Below are 19,242 nucleotides of genomic sequence, written 5' to 3'. Positions count from 1 at the left end.
GGCGGAAAGTGACACCGAGTCTAGCCGGTCTGCAGGCGTGTTTAAACGCCGATGTAGGTCATACGCTTCACATCCGCCGCACGACGGCGCGAGCCTCCCCGGACGATTGGCCCGGTATCTGCCTTGCATGCCAATCGGTGGCGTCGTAATGTGTCTGTAGCTGGATTGGATAGCGTGCCGCTGAAGGTGCTGCCAGCTCCCCACTTTGTCCGTGCGTCCATACAGTCCGAGCGTTGGACGCGGAAACACCTTACGTTTTCATCGCACCCCTCACCGCCCTCCAGGCACGCACACCCCTCTACACGGTAGTCGCATTGGAAGAAACTGAAACCCAGGAACCGACCACAAGCCCCGAAGCCACTTCGGAAGACGGGCACGCTCTCGCCCCGGCCCCTCGCCGGCGGACAACCCGCCCAAAGGCGGCGCCTGCGCCGGAAGATGTGGTGGATGTCGCTGCCACGATAGGCAATAACGCGTCCCCGCCGGCCGATGCCGAGGTCGGGGAAAAGCCGCGCCGGCAGCGCCCCTTCCGCCGCGAGACCGCGGACTCCGCTGAAGCTCCCCCTTCCCCTGTCGATGCGCCCTCCGCCGACTCCCCGGTCACGGATTCGCCGCCCGCTGGCGCACCCCAGGAACGCACGTTCACCCGCCACGGCCGGAACGAGAACCGCGAAGGCGTCGAACAGCGCCAGGAACAGCAGCCCCGTGGGGAACGCCGCTGGAGAGATCGCGACAACCGGGGCGACCGTGGAGAACGGCGCTGGGGCGAGCGTGAGGCCCCGCGCGACCGTGACTCCCAGGACCAGGAAGAGCGTCAGACTCGCAGCCAGATGGCGCCCCTCAACATCGCCGAGATGGAACAGAAGTCGCGCGAGCAACTCGCCGAACTCGCCATCGCGATGGGTCTCGATGAAGCCGCCACCCTGCGTAAGACCGACCTCATCTTCCGATTGCTCCAGGCGCAGGCGGAGGTACGGGGAAACGTCTTCTCCGGCGGCTTCCTGGAAGTCAGCGACGACGGAAACTACGGGTTCCTGCGTGGCGAGTCCATGCTCGGCGGCCCTCACGACATCTACGTGTCGCAGTCCCAGCTTCGCAAGTTCGGTCTCCGCCCCGGCGACTACGTCACCGGCCAGGTGCGCCACCCGAAGGACAACGAGAAGTACTACGGCCTCCTGAAGGTCGAAGCGGTCAACGGCATGGATCCGGAAGTGGCGAAGCGGCGCCCCTACTTCGAGAACCTCACGGCGATTTTCCCACGCGAACAACTCAAGCTCGAAACCACCCCGGACAACCTCACCCACCGCATCATTGACCTGATCGCCCCCATCGGGCGCGGCCAGCGCGGCCTCATCGTCTCGCCGCCGAAAGCCGGCAAGACGATGCTGTTGAAGAACATCGCCAACGGCATCTCCACCAACTACCCGGACGTCCACCTCATGGTCGTCCTCATTGGCGAACGGCCCGAAGAAGTCACCGACATGAAGCGGAGCGTGCGCGGAGAAGTCGTCAGCAGCACGTTCGATGAGCCGGTCGAAGACCAGACGCGCGTCGCCGAACTGGCGCTTGAGCGCGCCAAGCGTCTCGTTGAAGGCGGCAAGGACGTCGTCATCCTCATGGACTCGATCACGCGCCTGACGCGCGCCTACAACGTCGCCCTGCCATCGAGCGGCCGCACCCTTTCCGGCGGCGTCGACCCGGTTGCGCTCTACCCGCCCAAGCGGCTCTTCGGCGCCGCCCGGAAGGCCGACGAGGGTGGATCGCTCACCATTCTCGCCACCTGTCTCGTCGACACCGGCTCCCGCATGGATGAAGTCGTTTTCGAGGAGTTCAAGGGCACCGGCAACCTGGAATTGCGCCTGGACCGCAAGCTGGCGGAACGCCGCTTCTACCCGGCGATCGACCTCCAGGGCAGCAGCACCCGGCGCGAGGAGCTCCTGCTCGATGAGAAGACCCTCCGCGGAGTCTGGCTCGTGCGCCGGATGACGGCTATGATTTCGCAGAACTCGCCGAACCAGATCGAGGCGACCGAGCGGCTCCTCGAACGGATCGCGCGGACTTCGACGAATGAGGAGTTCCTCGGAACGTTGAAAACAGAGCTCTAGGGCACTCCCCTAAGGGCCCTGTGATCCGGCAATCAGCAATCGCCGGAATAGCTTCGAAAGGAGGAGGCGAGCAAGGTTAGGCCAGGCTCAGCCTGTGGTGCGTGTACCCGCCCGCCACCCTGACCGGATTCGCGTTATGGCATTCCAACTGTCTCGCGCGCGTAGCCACGCACACTCGAAGCGCCCCGGCCGGTTCACCGTCCATGGCCTCGTCGTGAGTCTTGCCGTGGGCGCTGTCGTCTTCGCGAGCCAGTTCCCGAGCGCCTCTAACGCTTCTGCCTCCACAACTCTCCCTACCTTCAGCCTCTCCGGCATGGCGGGCACCACCCAGGCCCGTTCGCTCACCGCTTTCCGCCCCTCCGCCAGCATCCAGACCATGGATTCAGTCGCGACAACGAACCTCCGGACGGAAGTGCTGAGCGTCCGCGCAGTTGGCGCCGTCTCGCCGACGACTTCACTCTCATCCGGCGTTTCGGCCGCGGCCGCCTCACTTGGTGAAGTCGGTGCGGGAGTGAAGCCCCTGGCCGATATCATCGATCCGCGTAGCCCCATCGTTGAATACCGCACCCAGGGCGGCGATTCGATCAGCGGTATCGCCTCCCGCTACGGCGTCTCGATGGCGACCATCCTTGCCAACAACCCGACGTTGCATGCCGACAACCCGAACCTCATCCAGCGGGACCAAATCATCATCGTCCCGCGCAAGGACGGCATCCTCTACAAGGTCGGCTACGGCGATACCGTAGCGAAGATCGTTGGCCAGTACGACAACATCGATGCCGACACGGTCGTCTCCTATAAGCCCAACAACATCGCCAACCCGAACCAGCTCGAACAGGGCCAGTACCTCCTCCTCCCCGGCGCGACGATTAAACCCCCGCCGCCGCCGCCCCCGCCACCGCCCGCCAGCAGCACCGGTAACCCCGGCAGCGGTCCGGGCGTCGGAACCAACCAGGGCAGCGGCACCGCACTGCCTTCCGGCGGCAAGTTCAAGAACTTCCCCCTCGGTGGTTGGCGCTCGGTCAGCGACGCATTCGGCACTCCGCGTGGCGCTGGCTCCTACCACACGGGCATCGACCTCGACATGTACAGCTTCGCCTTCTCGCCGATCTTTTCTGTCTGCGATGGAGTGGTGACGACCACCGAGTACCTCACCTACAGCTACGGCTACCACGTCATTGTCGACTGTGGGGATGGCTGGACGACCCTCTACGCCCACATGAGCCAGATCAACGTGACTCCCGGCCAGCGCGTCAGCGCAGGCGCCACGCTCGGTCTCACCGGTCTCACCGGCTTCACCACCGGTCATCACCTGCACTTCGAAATCCGCTACAACGGCGGCTATGTGAACCCCGCGCTCTACCTGAACTTCTAGCCGAACTGAAACAGTGCGGACGCGAAGGATTCCGAGCCGGCGGTGTTCAACTCCCGGCGACCCCTGACAGAGCCTGCTCCGCGCGTTCGATGGCCGTGGCCAGCGCCCCTTCGGGCGAATTGCCGGCGCCGGACGCGACCGGCTTGTTCCCGGACCGCACCACGGCGGTCCAGAGGCTGTTTCAGTTGTTCAGCGAGGCTTCGGCGACGTACTCAACGCCGTGGATACGGACGGCTTTCGATTCGAACGGGGTCATTGACCGCCTCCTGTCGTTGCGATGTTACACCCCCAACGGTGGCGGTCGGAACGTGCGCGGAGTCTGACACCGGCCGGATCTGCAGCCATACTTCCCGGCACGAGCGTGCGTTCGACGAAGAGGTAGGGCAATGACCGAGATCAACGGGGGCCGCCTGGCCGCCAGGCAACTCAAACAAGCGGGGATCGATACAGCCTTCGGCGTTGTCGCGGGGCCGATGATCGAAGTGATGGCCGGCATGCAGGCCGAGGGCATCCAGGTAGTGAACTGCCGCCACGAGGAGTCCGCCTGTTTCGCCGCCTCTGCGTGGGGTTACCTGAAGAAGAAGCCCGGCGTGGTCGTGGCGGGTTCGGGACCGGGCATGATCAACACGGTCACCGGGCTTCACGTCGCGACCGAGTCCTGCATGCCGCTCGTCGTCCTCGGCGGATCGGTAGACGGACGGACGCGTGGGCTTGGCGGGTTCCAGGAAGCCGACCAGGTCGCGTTCGCGAAGCCCGGCTGCAAGTGGACCGCACAGGTCGACAGCACCGAACGCATCCCGGAGCTGGTGCACCTTGCCCTGGGGAAGGCAGTCAGCGGGCGGCCCGGAGGCGTCTACCTCGACTTCCCGGGCCAGTTCGTTCGCCGTCGTGTGGACGACGAGGCAGTCCCGCTGCGGACGGGAGGCCCGCAGGTCTCTGCGCCGCACCCGGACCCGCGGATGGTCGAGTCGATCGCCTCGATGCTGGCGTCAGCGAAGCGGCCACTCGTGCTTGTGGGCAAGGGCGCGGCCTGGGCGGACGCGACATCCGGGCTGACGCGGCTGGTGGGGCTCGGGATCCCGTACGTGGCGTCGCCGATGGGGCGCGGCGTCATCGCCGATGACAACCCTATGTGTATGAACGCTGCCCGTTCGGCGGCGCTCGCCGGCGCGGACGCAGTCCTGATGGTGGGCGGGCGGTTCAACTGGATCTTCCAGTTCGGACGGGCTCCGCGCTTCGCGACCGACGTCCGCTTGGCCCAGATCGACATCGTGCCGGAAGAGATGACGAACGCCGCCGACCTCGAGTTCGGCCTCGTGGCGGATTGCGCTGCCGCGAGCGAAGCCATCTCCGATGCGCTCACGGGCCGGGCGCTGGCGACGACGGGGACGGGCTGGGCGGAAGCGCTCCGCACTGACGCGGCGAAGAATGAAGCCGCGATCGGAGAACAGATGGCTTCCGACCGGGAGCCGATCAACCACTTCCGCCTGCTTCGCGAAGTACGTGATGCCGTCCCCCGGGACGTCAACATCAGTGTCGATGCAGAGCTGACGATGGCGGTTTCGCGGGCAGTGCTACCGAGCTACAACCCGCGCTCCCTCCTCAATTCCGGAACAACGGGCTGCATGGGGACGGGCGTTCCCTACGCGCTCGGCGCCAAGCTGGCGATGCCCGAGCGTCCGGCGGTGGCGGTCATCGGCGATTACGCATTCGGGGCGGCAGCGATGGAAGTCGAGACCGCGGCGCGGATCGGTGCGAACGTGGTGTTCGTGATTTCGAACAACGGGGGCATCGCGGGCCATTCGATCCAGGACCGGATGTTCGCGCCGGATTCGCCGCCCATCGCCGCACTGCTGCCGGTGGATTACGAGCGCATGGGCGAGATGGTCGGGGGGTTCTCGGCGCGCGTTACCGACCCGGCAGAGATCCGCCCGACCCTGGAAAGGGCGCTGAACGCGGGCAAGGTCGCCGTCATCAACGTCATCACCGACCCGAAGGGCGGCAGCCGCGGGTCGATGTACCTGGGCTGACAGGTGACAGCCGATGGGGGCGCCGGCGGGGGTCAGGAAGTGGGTTGTGCCCGGGCTCGCTCAAGGGCGAGGCGTCAGTGGACTCGGGGCGTTGGCTCCCCTACCCCCAGCTCTTCCAGTAACGTCCGAACGCGTGCCGCGATGTCGTCGCGGATGCGGCGCACGACTTCGATCGGCTGACCAGCCGGGTCGTCGACCGCCCAGTCGAGGTAGCGCTTGCCGGGGTAGACAGGGCAGGCATCGCCGCAGCCCATCGTGATGACCACATCGGACGACTCGACGACGTCATCGGTGAGGGGTTTCGGAAACTCCGCGGATAGGTCGATCCCGATCTCCGCCATGGCTTCAACCACGTGGGCGTTGATCGACCCGGTGGGGGCAGACCCGGCGGAGCGGACGTGGACGCTTCCCGAACTGAGCGATGCCGTGAGTGCCGCGGCCATCTGCGAGCGACCGGCATTGTGGACACAGACGAAGAGGACTTCAGGCATGTGGTTCGTACTCGCTCCCCGGACTCTCGCCTCCCCCCCCCCCCCCGCGCGGGGGGGCCGGGCGGCCCCCCCCCCCCCCCGCCCGCCCGGGCGGGGCCGGGCCGCGGGCGCGCGCCCGGGGCCGGCGGGCGCCCCCGCCCCCCCGCCGGCGCCGCCGCCCCCCGCCGCGCCCCGCGCGCCCGGGGCCCCGGCGCCCGGTGTTTCCCGGTTCTGGCGCTTCCCCCTACTCTCCCGTGCGGGCGTTAACGCGGCGTTAGCGAAGCCGGCTGCCCTGGTCCGTGGGACGCTCGAAGAACCGCCGCCCCCAGAGCGAGACGTACACCAGAGCTACCAGGACCGGCACTTCGATGAGCGGGCCGACGACACCCGCGAGCGCCTGACCGGAGGTCACCCCGAAGGCGCCGATGGCGACCGCGATGGCCAGTTCGAAATTGTTGCCCGCCGCAGTGAAGGCGAGCGTCGCCGTCTTCGGGTAGGGCAGGCCCCGCCCGCGACCCCAGGCGAACGCGGCCGTCCACATGAGGGCGAAGTAGAGGAGGAACGGGACGGCGATGCGGGCGACGTCGAGCGGTTGCGAGGTGATCGCGTCGCCCTGGATGGCGAAGAGGACGGTGATCGTGAAGAGGAGGCTGTAGAGCGCCCACGGCCCGATGCGAGGAAGGAACCGCTGCTCGTACCACACGTCGCCCTTCCTGCGCCGGCCGATGACACTCGTCAGGAGCCCGAGTACGAGCGGCACTCCGAGGAAGATGAGGACGGACTTCGCGATGTCCCAGAAGACGAAGTCGACGGCGGTCTCCTGGAGCCCAAGCCATCCGGGAAGCGTTTCGAGGTAGAAATAGCCCATCACCGCGTAGGCGGCCACCTGGATGAACGAGTTGAGTACGACGAGGACCGCCCCTGCCTCGATGTCGCCGTGTGCAAGGGAGTTCCAGATGAGGACCATCGCGATGCATGGCGCGAGTCCGACAAGGATGACGCCAGTGCGGTATTCCGGCAGGTCGCGAAGGAAGACCCATGCGAGCGTGAACATGAGTGCCGGGCCGATGAGCCACGCGAACATCACGGACGAACCCACGAGTGGCTTGTCCGTCGTCGCATCGCCAAGCCGGTCGTACCGGACCTTCGCGAGGACGGGGTACATCATGCCGAGCAATCCGATGGCGATCGGCAATGAGGTCTGGTCGATCTTGACGCGGTCGAGCTGGTCGTTCAGGTCCGGAAAGGCGCGTCCGAGGAGAAGGCCGAGTGCCATCGCGATGCCGATCCAGACAGGCAGGAAGCGGTCGAGCGTGGAGAGCTGGGCAAGCACGGAGCTATCGGGGTGTTCGGCGGGCGCCGCGGACTTCTGCAAGGTTGAAGGATCCTCCGGGGGTGGTCCGATTCGACGTTGCCACGCAGCCGTTAACGGCCCGTTAGCACTCTCCTTCATTCCACATCGGTCGTGCCGTAGGCACGAAGCGGGATGGAGACGGGCTGGCGACAGACCTGCGGGAGTGCCGGGGCCTGGATACTTCTACTCGCGGGAGTACGAACCGACGAGCCGATTCATCCCGAGCGTATGCGCCTCGATCTTCTCAAGCACCTGCCAGAGAGATAGGCCCGGAGCAAGGTCGAGTTCAGCATCGAGGGCGAACACCCAGAAGTAGTAGAGGTGGGTCCCATGTCCTGGTGGGGGCATGGGGCCGCCGTAGCTCTGCTTGCCGAATCCGGTCTGGCCCTCGGTGTGGCCTCTGGCGGCTTCCGGCAGGCTGCGGACCGAGCCCGGGATGTTGTAGAGCACCCAGTGGACAAAGCCGTACGTGCCTCCTGCGATGAGCGGGGCATCAGGATCGTGGCAGGCGATGACGAAGGAGCGCGTCCCTTCTGGCACATTCGACCACTCCAGGGCGGGCGATACATCCTCCCCTTCACCGGTGTGCTTCCTGGGTATGCGGGCGAGATGTTCGAATGCGGGGCTCTTCAGCTGCATGGTGGAGAGAGCGAACTTCATGGCAACCTCCGGACGGGAACGAGTTGCGGCAAGCGGAGATGTTGGCACAGCGAGGCCGGTTCCGCCACGATCCCGCGGCCGAACGTGGAGCGTGCCTCCCCTTTTCGGGAGACCCGCGGTAGTTTCGACGACGCCGGGTCAGCGGCCGGTCGCGCCGGTGGAGACGGTGGTGGTAGTGGACTTCGTCCCGCCGCTATAGGCGCCGGCCGGATAGAGACCCATCTGGTTCGCGCCGGTGGCGGTACCACCGGTGTACACGTCATAGGTGACGCCGGACTGGAGTTTCGGAGAAGACACGACGAGCGATTGGAAGCTCTTCTCGGATTTGAACGTGACGATCTCTTCCCCGCCGGCCGTCTGGATGTGGACGATGGCACCGGCCGGCTGCACGGCGCTGAAGCGGAGGGCGATCGACTTGATGGTCGAGGATGCACCTGGTGACTGCGCCATGCCGGCGCTGCCTGCAGCGACGATGAACCCGCCAGTCATGTTGAACGTGCCGTCGTAGTCGAGTGCGCCGTTGTTGTTGGCGGTTGGCCCCTGGACGATGAGGGTGCCCCCGGTCATCGTGACGGACCCGTTGATGTCGATGCCATCGCCGTTGGCGCTCACCAGGATGGTGCCGCCGTTGATGGTGAGGGTGTTGTTTCCGGCTACGGCGCCTCCGGGCCGAGCGCCGGGCACGCCGCCTCCCGTGCCGTCGGCGGCATTCAGGCCATCGTCGCTGGCGACGACGGTGATCTCGCCGCCATTGATGACGAGGGCGATGCTTTCGAGCCCCTCGTAGGACTTCGTGATGTTCACCGTCCCGCCATTGACGGTGACGGACTTGTCGCCGTGGATGGCATCGTCCCCGGTGGCGATGGTGAGGTTGCCGCCATCGATCGTGACGGCGACGTTGGAGTGCAGGGCGTCATCGGCTGAGTCGATCGTGAAGGTCCCGCCCTTGATGGCGACGCTGGCCGCCCCCTTGATCGCCTTGGCCGAAGCATCGGCAGCGACCTTCGCCGCCGCGCCACCGCCGGTGGTGATCGCGAGCTTGCCGCCTGCGACCGTGACGGTCGACTCCGCCTGGATGCCATCGCCGGCCGCCGTGATGGCGAGAGTCCCATCAAGGATGGTTACGAAGCCGAGAGCGGTGTCCTCGGCGTTGTCGGCTTTGAGGCCATCGCCGCCGGCCTTCACCGTCAGTGAGCCTCCCTTGACCACGAGGTAGTCCTTGCCGCGGACCGCGTCATCCGCGGCCTCAACCACGATCGTGCCGCCAGCGATGACCAGGCCATCCTTGCCGGTGATGCCGTCGTTGTACTTACCCGTCACTGTAAGCGAACCGTTGCCCGCGATGGTGAGGTCGGCAGTGCTGTAGAGCGCGGCATTTGGCTCATCGGTGGAAGAGTCGGCGAAGGTGTATTTCGCGCCGTCGGTAAGGGTGTTCTTCGAACCGTCGCCGAGGATGACGACGACCTTCTTCGCATCGGTCACCGTGAGGGCCGCCTGGTCGCCATTGGTGATGGTGACGCCGTTGAGAATGAGGCGGACGGTGTCCTTGTCGTCGGTATCGACGACGACCTGGCCGTCGCTGAGTGTGCCGCTAAGCCGGTAGGAACCAGCCTCGGTAATGGTCACTGTTGAGCCGGAGACTTTCACCGAACTGCGGGCAGACGTGGCGGTCGTGCCCTTGAGTTCGATGGCAACGACCGTCGACTCGTCCCAGGTGTAATCGGCGGGGTCATCGTGGGTCGAGCCATCGCTGGTGGTGGACGCGGTTGGCGTAATGCCGGTGGCCTTCGTGTTGGCGGCGGCCGGCGAGGACGTGGCGCCTGCGGTCGTTGCCGCTCCGCTTTCGTTCGAGGACGTGCACGAGGACAGGGCAGCCGCCGCGACGGCGGCTGCGAGGGCAAGGGAAAGAAGTCTGCGCATGGAGGTGCTCTTTCGGAAATGCATGGGGTTCTCTGGTTGAACTCTGGAGGCGGTAGGTGAGAGCGCGATGAGAACGCTCCCCACGGGTCAGGATGTGGTGAAGGCGCCGGCAGCGACGGGTTTCGATCCTGGCGGACAAGAATGCCACGGGTAACAGCTTCTTCATGGGAGGGACTTCATCGGTGAAGCGGCTCGATATCGAAAGTGACAGTAGGGCGCGAAGATGAGAAAGGCGTGAGACTGGCATTGGCTGGCGCTGCCCGTGTTTGACGCCGGCACGGGGCGAGACAATGCTTTCACGGGCCCGAGCCCGGGACGCCGCCCCGTAGACGCTCGCCGGAACCGCTTTCCACGAAGAGGAGCAGTCCATGGACTTCGACCTGACCGAGGAGCAGCGGCTCCTGAAGGCGACCGTGCGTGAATACCTCGAGAAGGAGATCGCGCCTCAGGTCAACGAGTATGAGGCGAAGGGGCAGCTCTCGCGCGAAGACGCGATCCGTTTCATCAAGCAGCTCATGCCCTTCGGGTTCTACAACGGCCGGCACGATGAAGAATGGGGCGGGTCGAACCTGGACGCGAAGACGTATGGGGTTATCAACGAGGAACTGGCGCGGGTCTGGGCCGGTCTTTGCGGGACGTTGTTTATCGCCGGGATGCTGCCTTCCGGAGGCGACGACGCTGAGAGGCGAGAGGCGAAGGCGAGGATGCGCTCGGGCGAGAGCATCGGCTGTGGTGGCATTACAGAGCCCGATCACGGGTCCGATTCGTCCTACCTGCAGACGCGGGCGACACTTGATGGCGACGAATGGGTGGTGAACGGCACCAAGAACTGGATCTCGTGCGCGCCCATTGCCGATCACGTGAACTTGATGGTCAATGTCGACCCGGAGAAGGGGCGTGCCGGCATCCGCAGCCTCCACGTGAGGAAGGATGTCTCTCCCTGGGACGCGGCGCGAAGCAACAACCTCTTCGGATTGAAGGCGTGGCCGAACGGCGAGCTGCGATTCGACGACGTCCGGGTGCCCCGGGTGAATATGCGCGGGATGGGCGGCAACCGCCCGGCCGAGGGTGAAACGCCGGCGGCGAGCACGCAGGTCTGGAACTTCCAGGAACCGCGGACGATGCTTGCGATCATGGGCGTGGGGCTTGGGCAGGCCGCCATCGACGCGTCGATCGCCTACATGCGTGAGAGGCGCCAGTTCGGGAGGCCGATCGGGAGCTTCCAACTCATCCAGGGGATGCTGTACGAGATGGTCGCGGAGACCGAAGCGGCCCGCTTCCTGACGCTGCGCGCGATGGACATGCAAGACAAGGCCCAGGATTCGACCTGGCAAGCTGCCCTGGCCAAGGGCTTTTCGACGGAGATGGCCGGGAGGGTAACCTCGAAGGCGATCGAGATCCACGGAGCCCTTGGCCTCATGGAGGGATACCCCATTGAGCGGTACTTCCGGGATGCCCGAGCGCTGACGATCCCGGATGGTACGACGGAGATCCAGAAGCTCGTCGTCGGCCGGCAGTTGACCGGTATTTCGGCGATTCACTGACGAACGGGAGAGGAAGGAGCACGAAGATGGAGACAGTTCGACCACCGTTGTGGATTACGGATGAGGCGGGCGCGCCGCTCCTGCGCGGGATGCACTGTTCCGGCTGCGGCGCGGACCTGTTTCCTCCGCAGGAATACGGCTGCATCCGCTGCGGGGCCTATGGCGACCGCTTGCGCGAGCGCGACCTCCCGGCGGTGGGCACGGTGCTCTCGTTCGCGGAGGTCCACGTACATCAGAGCCACCCTGTCCCATTCACGCTGGCTGAGATCGAACTGGATGCAGGACCAATCGTGCGCGCAGCCCTCGCACCTGGGAGCCGGCCCCGCATTGGACAACGGGCGCGCGGACTAATCGTCGCCGACGAAGGAGACGCGCGGCTGGAGTTCGCGCTTGCCGGGGAGGCTCAATCATGAAGACGCTTTCAGACATGCGGCCCGTGTACGTCGTCGGGATTGGGCTTCACCCGTATCAGAACCGTTCGCAAACCTCGTATGTGACGCTCGGCCTTCGGGCCGTCCGCGAGGCGTTGGCCGACGCGGCGATCACCTGGCCGGACGTCGAGAGCGCCTATGTCGGCAATGCGCTGATTGGGATGGCGGCCGGTGCGGCGATGCTTCGCTACCTCGGGGCGACCGGGATCCCGTTCGCCCAGGTGGAGAACGCTTCGGCTTCGGGTTCGACGGCGTTCCGTCACGCTGCCCACGAAGTTGCGGCGGGGTATACCGACGTCTCCCTGGCGATGGGAGTTGACACGGTCGACCAGTGGCGGTCTGGGCCGGCGAAGGCGGGCGTTCGGGGACTCGCGGATCACCTCTCCGCGCCGTTCACCCACTTTGCGATGCTGACCCAGAAGTACATGGATGAGACCGGCGCCACCCCGGAGCAGATCGCGAAGGTCGCGGTGAAGAACCACCGCAACGGCGCGTTCAACCCCTACGCTCAGCGGCAGCAGGTGAGGACGCTCGAAGAAGTCCTCGCGCCTCCGCTCATCTCAGGCGTGCTCACCAGGCTGCAGTGCACACCGGTGGGCGAAGGAGCAGCAGCGGTCATCGTGATGTCCGAGGAGGGTCTCACCCGGCACGGAATTCCCCGCAGCCGGGCCGTCCAGGTGCTCGCTTCGGCTTCCCGTTCGGAACAGCCCTTCGGCCGCGAGAATGGCGACGTTGCCCTGACCAGGGCGACGACGCTCGAGGCCTACGCCCAGGCGAGTGTCGAACCATGCGATATCGATGTCGTCGAGGTGCACGACGCCTTCAGCATTGAGGAATTGCTCTACGTCGAGGCGATGGGCTTCTGTAAGCCAGGCGAAGCGGCCGCGGAGCTCGAGGCCGGAGCCTTCGATATCGGCGGCCGGCATGCTGTAAGCCCGTCCGGCGGGCTTATCGCCATGGGGCACCCGCTGGGGCCGACCGGCGTGGGACAGGTTGCCGAGGTCGTCCGCCAGCTGCGCGGCGAGGCGGGCGTCCGCCAGCAGCCGAACGCGCGCATGGGTCTGACCCACATGGTGGGCATCGGGCCGGTGTGCCTGGTCCACATTCTGCGCGCCGCGACGGCCTGAACGACCCAGCCGCGTGTGGCCTTCGGCGCGCCTGCGTTACCCTTCCCGGTAACCACCGGACGGAGGCCCTCGCATGGCCGACCTTTACATTGGCAAGAAGTTCAACGCGGCCGACAAGTCGCTTGGCGACCGGTTCTTCCTCGATTCGGGGGACCTGACGACGCATGGAATCGTCATCGGCATGACCGGCTCCGGCAAGACCGGATTCTCCATCGGGATCATCGAAGAATTGCTGAAGGCGAAGGTGCCGGTCATTGTGATCGACCCCAAGGGAGACATGGGGAACCTCGCGCTGGCCTTCGATCGGCTGGCGCCCGAGCAATTCGAGCCGTGGATCGACAGGGATGAGGCCGCCCGCGAGGGGAAGAGCGTCGGCGACATGGCGAAAGCAGCCGCGGAAACATGGGCAAAAGGCCTCCACGATTGGGGCATCGAGGCTCCCGATGTCGCCGCCTATGCCGCGGGGCGTCGAATACGGATGTACACGCCCGGAGCGACGGCCGGGATCCCGATCAACCTGATCGACTCCCTGGCCGCCCCCGGAATGGACTTCGAACAGAACGAAGAGGAGTTGCGCGATGAGATCGACTCGATCGTTACGGCGCTCCTCGGCCTCGTCAAGATCGCGGCCGACCCGGTAAGCAGCCGGGAATATATCTACCTCTTCAGCCTGATCGAGAACGCGTGGCGGAACAACCAGGACCTCGACCTGCATTCGCTCATCGCCCAGGTGGCGAATCCCCCGATCCAGAAAGTCGGCGCACTGGCGGTGGACGCCTTCTACCCCCAGAAGGACCGGGATGGCCTGATGTTCGCGCTGAACAATCTGGTGGCCTCGCCCCCGTTCGAGGTATGGCGGCAGGGCCAACCGATCGACATCGAGTCGTGGGTACGGAGTGCGGACGGGCGGCCGCAGCTCTCGATCGTGTACACGGCCCATCTTGAGGACGAGCAGCGGATCTTCGTGACTGCGCTCATCCTGAACAAGCTGAAGACGTGGATGCGAAAGCAGCCGGGGACCAGCGAGCTGCGGCTGTTGTTCTACATGGACGAGATCTTCGGGTACTTCCCGCCGTCCGCGAACCCCCCGACGAAAAAGCCGCTGCTGACGCTGCTGAAACAGGCGCGCGCGTATGGCGTAGGGATCCTGCTTTCGACTCAGAACCCCGTCGACCTGGATTACAAGGGCCTGGGCAACATGGGGTTCTGGGCAATCGGCCGCCTGCAGACGACGCAGGACCAGAACCGGGTGAAGCAGGGCATCGAGGCGGCATTGGCTGATGCCGCGAGCGACATCTCGTTCGAGACGCTCATTGGCGGGGTGCAGAAGCGCGTCTTCCTGGTGCACGACATCCACCGGAAGAAGCCGGAACTGGTGAACTCGCGCTTCGCGATGTCGTACCTCCGCGGGCCGCTGACGCGGGACGAGATCCGCGGCCTGGGCGAGGAAATCTCGGGGACGGCGGCCGAGAAGCAGGCTCTCACTTCCGCAGCGAGCCCGGCCGCGCACGCGGGGGGCACAGCGCGCACTTCGACGCCGGCGCCCGCCATGTCGCCCGCCCTCCCTTCGCCGCTGAGAGCGAAGTACCTGGATCTGCGTGGCGGAAATATGGCCGAAGCCTACGTCGTCGTGAAGACGGCCGCCCGCTACAAAGCCGGCGGGGTGGCCTCGGACGAAGTGAAGCGCACGCTCGCGTTCCGGCTTGCGCCGGACATGGCACTTGGCGAGCTACTCGACCAGGAACCCATCGAGGTTGATGATGACCGGCTTTCAGGCGACCTGCCCGCTGGCCTGATGTTCGGCGATTTGCCCGGCTTCGCTGCAGCCAGCGACGGAGCGAAAGTGATCGAACGGGCTCTTCGCGACCGGCTGGACGACCGCCTAGCGGCTGAGCTCATCTTCGACCCGGTGACCAAGAAGTTTTCAAACCTCGGCGAGGACGAGGCGGCTTTCGCGGCACGCCTTGGAGGCTCGGCCGGCGTCTCTGCAAAGCGCACAGCCCTGGATACGAAGATCGCGAAGCTGGAGCGCGATATCGCCACCAAGCGCGAGGAAGTGAAGGGCCGGAAGTTCGAGAAATGGCTGTCGGTCCTGACGGCGATCCTTTCGAATCTGAACGTCTTCACCGGTAGCTCGAAAAGGGTGAAGACGACCGGCATGGGCAGCGTGCTGACGAAGAACCGGATGGAGAACACGGCTGAGAACCGGAGAGAAGCCCTCGAGGCGCAGCTCAAGGAGCTTAGGGCCCAGCGCGAGGAGCTGGATGCGCCGGAAACCAGCCGCTTCGAGCGGCGGACCATCAAGCCCACGAAGACCGACGTCTCGATCATCCGCTACGACATCGCCTGGGTGTATTAGCCGTTGGGAAGGGGGAACCGCCCTGGCCCCGGGAAATGGGGTGTCGAACGGCTCGGCGGAACGGGGGCCATGTTGAGTCGTCTGGGGAGAGACCGCGGTCTGGCGTGCGAACCGGAGTTCGTTCTCCACTGTGAGACTCCCGGCCGAGCCCGGGGCACGCGGAAGTAATGGCAACGTTCGGGAACCTCGAGACGGACGTCGAGCCGCTCGCCGGCCTGATGCGCGAACACATTGAAGTGCACGGCCTCGTTACGGCAGCGCGTGAGGCCGTGGATCTGGCGATCGAGCGTCCCGGGCAGGCCGAACTCGCTCTGGCGGCGATGGAGAACCTTCGCGACCTCGTTGCGTACCTGGAAGTGGACCTCGTGATCCACATCGCGAAGGAGGAGGACGTGCTCTTCCCGGCCCTGCGCGGGTTCGCGGCGGAAATCGACAAGGTCGTCGCTGAAATGGTGGAACAACATGACGAGGTCCGCCTGCGGAAGGCGATCATCGAGCGTGCGCTTGCCCATGTGGACGGGACGCATGACGAAGTCCAAGTCGAAGCCGCCGGGATTTCGGCGGCGCTAGCACGTGCGGGCCATGCGCCTTCGGTGGAGGCACTGATCGAATTGCTCGACGGCGTGAAGCGGCTCGACTGGATCCTCCAGGGGCACTTCGGCGATGAAGAGGACGACCTGTTCCCGCCAGCGCTCGAGCTGCTGACGCCAGAGGTCTTCGCTGAGCTGGCGCGCCAGGCGAAGGCGCTCGAGGAGTAGTTTCGGGCCTTGCTTCCAGGGCATCCAACGACCCGGCGGGTGGATCAGCCGAATACGCCCCGCGCGGCGTATTCGGCCACCTCGTCCTCGCTCACACCGGCATTGGCAAGGATGTCCGCCGTGTCCGCTCCGGCGGCCGAAGCCGGCCCGCGCGCCGAGATCCCAGCCCCGCGGATGACCCAGGGGGCGCCGACGGTTTCGTATGTGCCGTTCGGTAAAGTGAGAGGCTGAAAGGCGTCGCGCAGGCGCAGGGCCGGGTCGTTCACGACATCGGGCAGTTCGGTGAGCGGCGCCCAGATGACTCCGTTGGCATCGAGAAGAGGCCGCCAGTATTCGAGGTCCTGCTTCAAGAACGCGGCTTCGATGAACGAGGAGAGTTCGGCGCCGCGCGCCCGCCGGGCCGCCATCGTGAGGTAGGCCGGATCCCTTGCCATCGCATCGCACCCAAGCGCCGCGCAGAGCTTCGGCCAGTATGGGTCCGGCGTCATGTGGACGAGCAGGAGCCACTGCCCGTCCCGGGTAGGGTACGTGTTGAAGAGCGGGTTATCCGGCGCGGTCCGGTCGAAGGTCTTCGGCTGCGCGCCGTCGACGAGGGTGCGGGAGAAGTCGGTGGCGATGGTGTAGACGCCGGTCTGCTGGAGGGAGATGTCGACGACCTGGCCCTCGCCCGTGAGGTCGCGCAGGCGCAGGGCCGCGAGCGTGGCGGCGACGGCGTTGATGCCGGTCGTATGGTCGCCCTGGGCGATGCGGCTGAGGACAGGGGGCGCGCCAGGGTGTCCCACCAGCGACATGATCCCCGAGCGGGTCCAGAAGGCTGAGAAATCGAAGCCTGGCCGGGTGGCGTCGGGGCCTTCGAGACCGTACCCCGTGACGGCGACGAAGACGAGCCGCGGATTGCGTGCGAGACACGACTCAGGCGTAAGGCCGAACCGCTGAAGACGGGGCATCATCAGGTTGGTGAGGAAGACGTCCGCCGTTTCGAGCAGGCGGAGAAGCAGTTCAGGGCCGCCTTCGGAGTCGAGAGCGATGGTGACGGACTTCTTGCCCCGGTTCTCGAGTTCGAAGAGGAAGTTGAACGGCATGTTGCCGGGGGCGCCGGTTGGGATAACGCCGCGCATGACCTCGCCGCCGGGTGGTTCGATCTTGATCACGGTGGCGCCGAGATCGGCCATGAGTGCGCCGGCGGAAGGTGCGGCCACGTAGTTCGCGGCTTCGATGACGGTGATCCCGGAGAGCGGCGCGGGCATGGGGTGTATTGAGCAACGAGTGATGAGCAATGAGCAATGCAGGGGAGGAGTGAGAAGTAGAATAGTGGGATGGGAGATCGCCAGGCCTTCGCATACGCACCTGCCCGCACGCTGATGGGGAAGCTGCAGCGTGGGCTGGGATCTGGCTTCCTGGAAGCCCTGGCAACGCCGCCTGTCACGCTGCACCCGCTGTTAGTGGCGTGCATCACGAACGATCCTCGGCTCGACTGTCACCTGGACGACCGGGAATGGTTCTACGGCGAATTGGCTTTCCGGTCCGGGCTGCCCGTCGGCCCGATCGAGGAGTATCTGGTTGACGAAGCGTCGGATGTTGAGGAAATGACGCTGACAGCACTCTGGGTGCTCGTGCACCTCGCGCAGCGTGGTGCGGACGCAGCTGACAAGATCCTGCGGGGATACGTCACGTGGGGCCCCCACTGGCAATCCGTCGTCGGAGACATGGGCGTGGCGGCCACGTCTGCAGCATGGACTTCGCTGGCGGGTGTGTTGGCAGGGCGCGCCAGCGACGCGGACTACTTGCACCTTCTGGATGACGAGCCCTACACCACCTGGGCCACGGTTGAGCCAGCGATCGCAGCCTTGGTGAGTCGCCAGCGACCTCCGGGTCGCTCGGAAGCGCCCGCGCTTTCTCGTCGCGCGACCTCCGACCTCCTCGATGCCCCGTTTCGCGGGCCGGCGACTCCCATTGTCGAGGAGTTGGCTCGCCGGGACTCGAAGGAGGACGATGCCGCACTGCTTGCCTCGCTACGTTCTCGTTCAGCGATGACGCGCGCCCTCGGGCTCGCGGCCCTTTCGAAGCGCGGCAGCTTCGAGTATGTAGAGCAAATGGCGCAGATGGCGACGACCGGCCAGCACCCGCCGTATGCATCTAGAATCGCGCGCCAGGCTCTCCTCGGCGCCCCGGCAGAGACGCTGCTGCCGCTCGCCCGCAGCTGGCGGTCGTCTCGTGTTTGGGCGCGTCGAAACACAGCACTCGAGATCCTCGCAAGGCACGCCACCGAGGAGGATCTCGGTTGGCTCGAAGGTTTGATCCGAAGAACGTCGGCATCGCGGGCTGACCAACGGTTCGTCCTCACCGAGGCTGCGGAGATCGCCCGCGACAGGTTCCCGGGCCACCACTTCCCCTTATTGGGGCGCCGCTTCGATGCGTTCACCTACAGCTTCGGCCGCCGGTTCCTTGCGGAGGCTCTGGCGGCGACCGAGCCTTCGTTTTCGCGAACACGGGCCTTTACCTCGCTGTGGGACTGCCAGGCCGACGTCCGGCTCGTGGGGGTCGGACACGTCGCCCTCGATGTCGAAGGGGCCGCGGAGCGCCTCGGTGAGATGGGAGCTGACCCGCTGGAACGCAGCGACGTGAGGGTTGCGGCCGAGCAAAGGCTCGCTGCACGCTTGAGTCAACCGGTGTGACTCCTCCACGTACTCCGTGGGGACCGTTGTGCCGGCGGGTGCACGTCTGGAGCTCGCGGCGCGGCCTCTCCCACCGCGACACCAGCCCGATAAGGACGCCAGCTCCGCATCACGGGTATCGGCGGCACGTGGACGACGACCACTTCCAGCAGCGGGACCTTCTCCATCGCCGGTGTGCCGGCGGGGAACTTTGCAGTAGAACGTCAGTGCCGGGAGCGTTACGAAACGCAATTCATTCTTTTCTGGGAGTCCGCGCTGGCGCCATTCGAGAACGCCTCCAAGAGCTTCGCCAACCTCAGTGTGCCGACGACCTCGACCGCCGACATCCTGCTGCCGAAGTGCCCGGTCTCGACAGATGACGGCCGCTGAGGGTAACCGGGACCCTGGGCCGGTGGGCACGCCAGTGCGCATTGGTGATCGAGCCTCCGTTCCGT

The 19,242-nt window shown here is 65.8% G+C and carries 14 protein-coding genes and 1 pseudogene; 10 read left to right on the top strand and 5 right to left on the bottom strand.

Annotated elements, in window-relative coordinates; translation table 11 throughout:
- The first annotated feature begins 830 nt into the window (after positions 1-830).
- The 3 genes from rho (at position 831) to IPG14_RS13705 (ending at position 5,510) form a co-directional block, all read left to right on the top strand.
- Positions 831-2,105 carry a transcription termination factor Rho gene (gene rho / locus IPG14_RS13715; RefSeq protein ID WP_343386458.1) on the top strand — a complete coding sequence of 425 codons (1,275 nt, stop codon included), beginning with the start codon at positions 831-833 and terminating at the stop codon, positions 2,103-2,105.
- Positions 2,106-2,241: 136 nt separating this feature from the next.
- Complete coding sequence (locus tag IPG14_RS13710) at positions 2,242-3,480, top strand: peptidoglycan DD-metalloendopeptidase family protein (RefSeq protein ID WP_343386111.1); 1,239 nt, start codon at positions 2,242-2,244, stop codon at positions 3,478-3,480.
- A 386-nt stretch (positions 3,481-3,866) separates the two neighbouring features.
- The gene (locus IPG14_RS13705) at positions 3,867-5,510 is read left to right on the top strand and encodes a thiamine pyrophosphate-binding protein (RefSeq protein WP_343386110.1); all 1,644 of its coding nucleotides are present in this window, start codon (positions 3,867-3,869) and stop codon (positions 5,508-5,510) included.
- A gap of 74 nt (positions 5,511-5,584) precedes the next feature.
- On the opposite strand, the pseudogene IPG14_RS13700 reads toward IPG14_RS13705, so the two are convergent.
- The 4 genes and pseudogenes from IPG14_RS13700 to IPG14_RS13685 form a co-directional block, all read right to left on the bottom strand.
- Positions 5,585-6,001 (bottom strand): annotated as a pseudogene (locus IPG14_RS13700) (arsenate reductase ArsC); the annotation flags it as partial.
- A 253-nt stretch (positions 6,002-6,254) separates the two neighbouring features.
- Positions 6,255-7,355, bottom strand: coding sequence for an ACR3 family arsenite efflux transporter (arsB, locus tag IPG14_RS13695; RefSeq protein WP_343392184.1), 1,101 nt, complete (start codon positions 7,353-7,355; stop codon positions 6,255-6,257).
- Between the two features lie 162 nt (positions 7,356-7,517).
- Complete coding sequence (locus IPG14_RS13690; protein ID WP_343392183.1) at positions 7,518-7,994, bottom strand: YbhB/YbcL family Raf kinase inhibitor-like protein; 477 nt, start codon at positions 7,992-7,994, stop codon at positions 7,518-7,520.
- A 138-nt stretch (positions 7,995-8,132) separates the two neighbouring features.
- Positions 8,133-9,914 (bottom strand): carbohydrate-binding domain-containing protein, encoded by a 1,782-nt coding sequence (locus IPG14_RS13685; protein WP_343392182.1) that lies wholly within the window; start codon positions 9,912-9,914, stop codon positions 8,133-8,135.
- 368 nt (positions 9,915-10,282) lie between these two features.
- Between IPG14_RS13685 and IPG14_RS13680 the strand changes: the two genes are divergently transcribed.
- The 5 genes from IPG14_RS13680 to IPG14_RS13660 all read left to right on the top strand — a co-directional run bounded on the left by IPG14_RS13680 (position 10,283) and on the right by IPG14_RS13660 (position 16,133).
- On the top strand, positions 10,283-11,458 hold the full coding sequence (locus tag IPG14_RS13680; RefSeq protein ID WP_343387430.1) for an acyl-CoA dehydrogenase family protein: 1,176 nt from the start codon (positions 10,283-10,285) through the stop codon (positions 11,456-11,458).
- 26 nt (positions 11,459-11,484) lie between these two features.
- Entirely contained in the window at positions 11,485-11,871 is a 387-nt protein-coding gene (locus tag IPG14_RS13675) for a hypothetical protein (protein ID WP_343386105.1), read from the top strand.
- Positions 11,868-13,016 (top strand): thiolase family protein, encoded by a 1,149-nt coding sequence (locus tag IPG14_RS13670; RefSeq protein ID WP_343392181.1) that lies wholly within the window; start codon positions 11,868-11,870, stop codon positions 13,014-13,016. Before IPG14_RS13675 ends, IPG14_RS13670 begins: the two co-directional genes overlap by 4 nt.
- Before the next feature lie 73 nt (positions 13,017-13,089).
- Positions 13,090-15,375, top strand: coding sequence for a helicase HerA-like domain-containing protein (locus tag IPG14_RS13665; protein ID WP_343392180.1), 2,286 nt, complete (start codon positions 13,090-13,092; stop codon positions 15,373-15,375).
- A 167-nt stretch (positions 15,376-15,542) separates the two neighbouring features.
- On the top strand, positions 15,543-16,133 hold the full coding sequence (locus IPG14_RS13660) for a hemerythrin domain-containing protein (RefSeq protein WP_343386102.1): 591 nt from the start codon (positions 15,543-15,545) through the stop codon (positions 16,131-16,133).
- Positions 16,134-16,177: 44 nt separating this feature from the next.
- On the opposite strand, the gene IPG14_RS13655 is transcribed toward IPG14_RS13660, so the two are convergent.
- Entirely contained in the window at positions 16,178-17,380 is a 1,203-nt protein-coding gene (locus tag IPG14_RS13655) for a CoA transferase (RefSeq protein WP_343392179.1), read from the bottom strand.
- Positions 17,381-17,449: 69 nt separating this feature from the next.
- Between IPG14_RS13655 and IPG14_RS13650 the strand changes: the two genes are divergently transcribed.
- Positions 17,450-18,808, top strand: a complete 1,359-nt coding sequence (locus IPG14_RS13650; RefSeq protein ID WP_343392178.1) for a hypothetical protein — start codon at positions 17,450-17,452, stop codon at positions 18,806-18,808.
- Between the two features lie 174 nt (positions 18,809-18,982).
- Complete coding sequence (locus IPG14_RS13645) at positions 18,983-19,177, top strand: hypothetical protein (RefSeq protein ID WP_343392177.1); 195 nt, start codon at positions 18,983-18,985, stop codon at positions 19,175-19,177.
- The last annotated feature ends 65 nt before the right edge of the window (positions 19,178-19,242 follow it).

Source organism: Candidatus Amarobacter glycogenicus, assembly GCF_016704105.1.
In the GTDB taxonomy this organism is placed as follows: Bacteria; Chloroflexota; Dehalococcoidia; order Tepidiformales; family Tepidiformaceae; genus Amarobacter; species Amarobacter glycogenicus.
Note: the sequence above shows the minus strand (reverse complement) of the source record. Positions and strands in the feature narration are given on the sequence as shown.

What these genes read in the sequence shown, in the direction of transcription:
- IPG14_RS13665 (WP_343392180.1), top strand. Translation starts at nt 13,090, where the DNA reads ATGGCCGACCTTTACATTGGCAAGAAGTTCAACGCGGCCGACAAGTCG.
- IPG14_RS13655 (WP_343392179.1), bottom strand. Translation starts at nt 17,380, where the DNA reads ATGCCCGCGCCGCTCTCCGGGATCACCGTCATCGAAGCCGCGAACTAC.
- IPG14_RS13650 (WP_343392178.1), top strand. Translation starts at nt 17,450, where the DNA reads ATGGGAGATCGCCAGGCCTTCGCATACGCACCTGCCCGCACGCTGATG.
- IPG14_RS13675 (WP_343386105.1), top strand. Translation starts at nt 11,485, where the DNA reads ATGGAGACAGTTCGACCACCGTTGTGGATTACGGATGAGGCGGGCGCG.
- IPG14_RS13660 (WP_343386102.1), top strand. Translation starts at nt 15,543, where the DNA reads ATGGCAACGTTCGGGAACCTCGAGACGGACGTCGAGCCGCTCGCCGGC.
- IPG14_RS13670 (WP_343392181.1), top strand. Translation starts at nt 11,868, where the DNA reads ATGAAGACGCTTTCAGACATGCGGCCCGTGTACGTCGTCGGGATTGGG.
- IPG14_RS13685 (WP_343392182.1), bottom strand. Translation starts at nt 9,914, where the DNA reads ATGCGCAGACTTCTTTCCCTTGCCCTCGCAGCCGCCGTCGCGGCGGCT.
- rho (WP_343386458.1), top strand. Translation starts at nt 831, where the DNA reads ATGGCGCCCCTCAACATCGCCGAGATGGAACAGAAGTCGCGCGAGCAA.
- IPG14_RS13680 (WP_343387430.1), top strand. Translation starts at nt 10,283, where the DNA reads ATGGACTTCGACCTGACCGAGGAGCAGCGGCTCCTGAAGGCGACCGTG.
- IPG14_RS13705 (WP_343386110.1), top strand. Translation starts at nt 3,867, where the DNA reads ATGACCGAGATCAACGGGGGCCGCCTGGCCGCCAGGCAACTCAAACAA.
- IPG14_RS13710 (WP_343386111.1), top strand. Translation starts at nt 2,242, where the DNA reads ATGGCATTCCAACTGTCTCGCGCGCGTAGCCACGCACACTCGAAGCGC.
- IPG14_RS13690 (WP_343392183.1), bottom strand. Translation starts at nt 7,994, where the DNA reads ATGAAGTTCGCTCTCTCCACCATGCAGCTGAAGAGCCCCGCATTCGAA.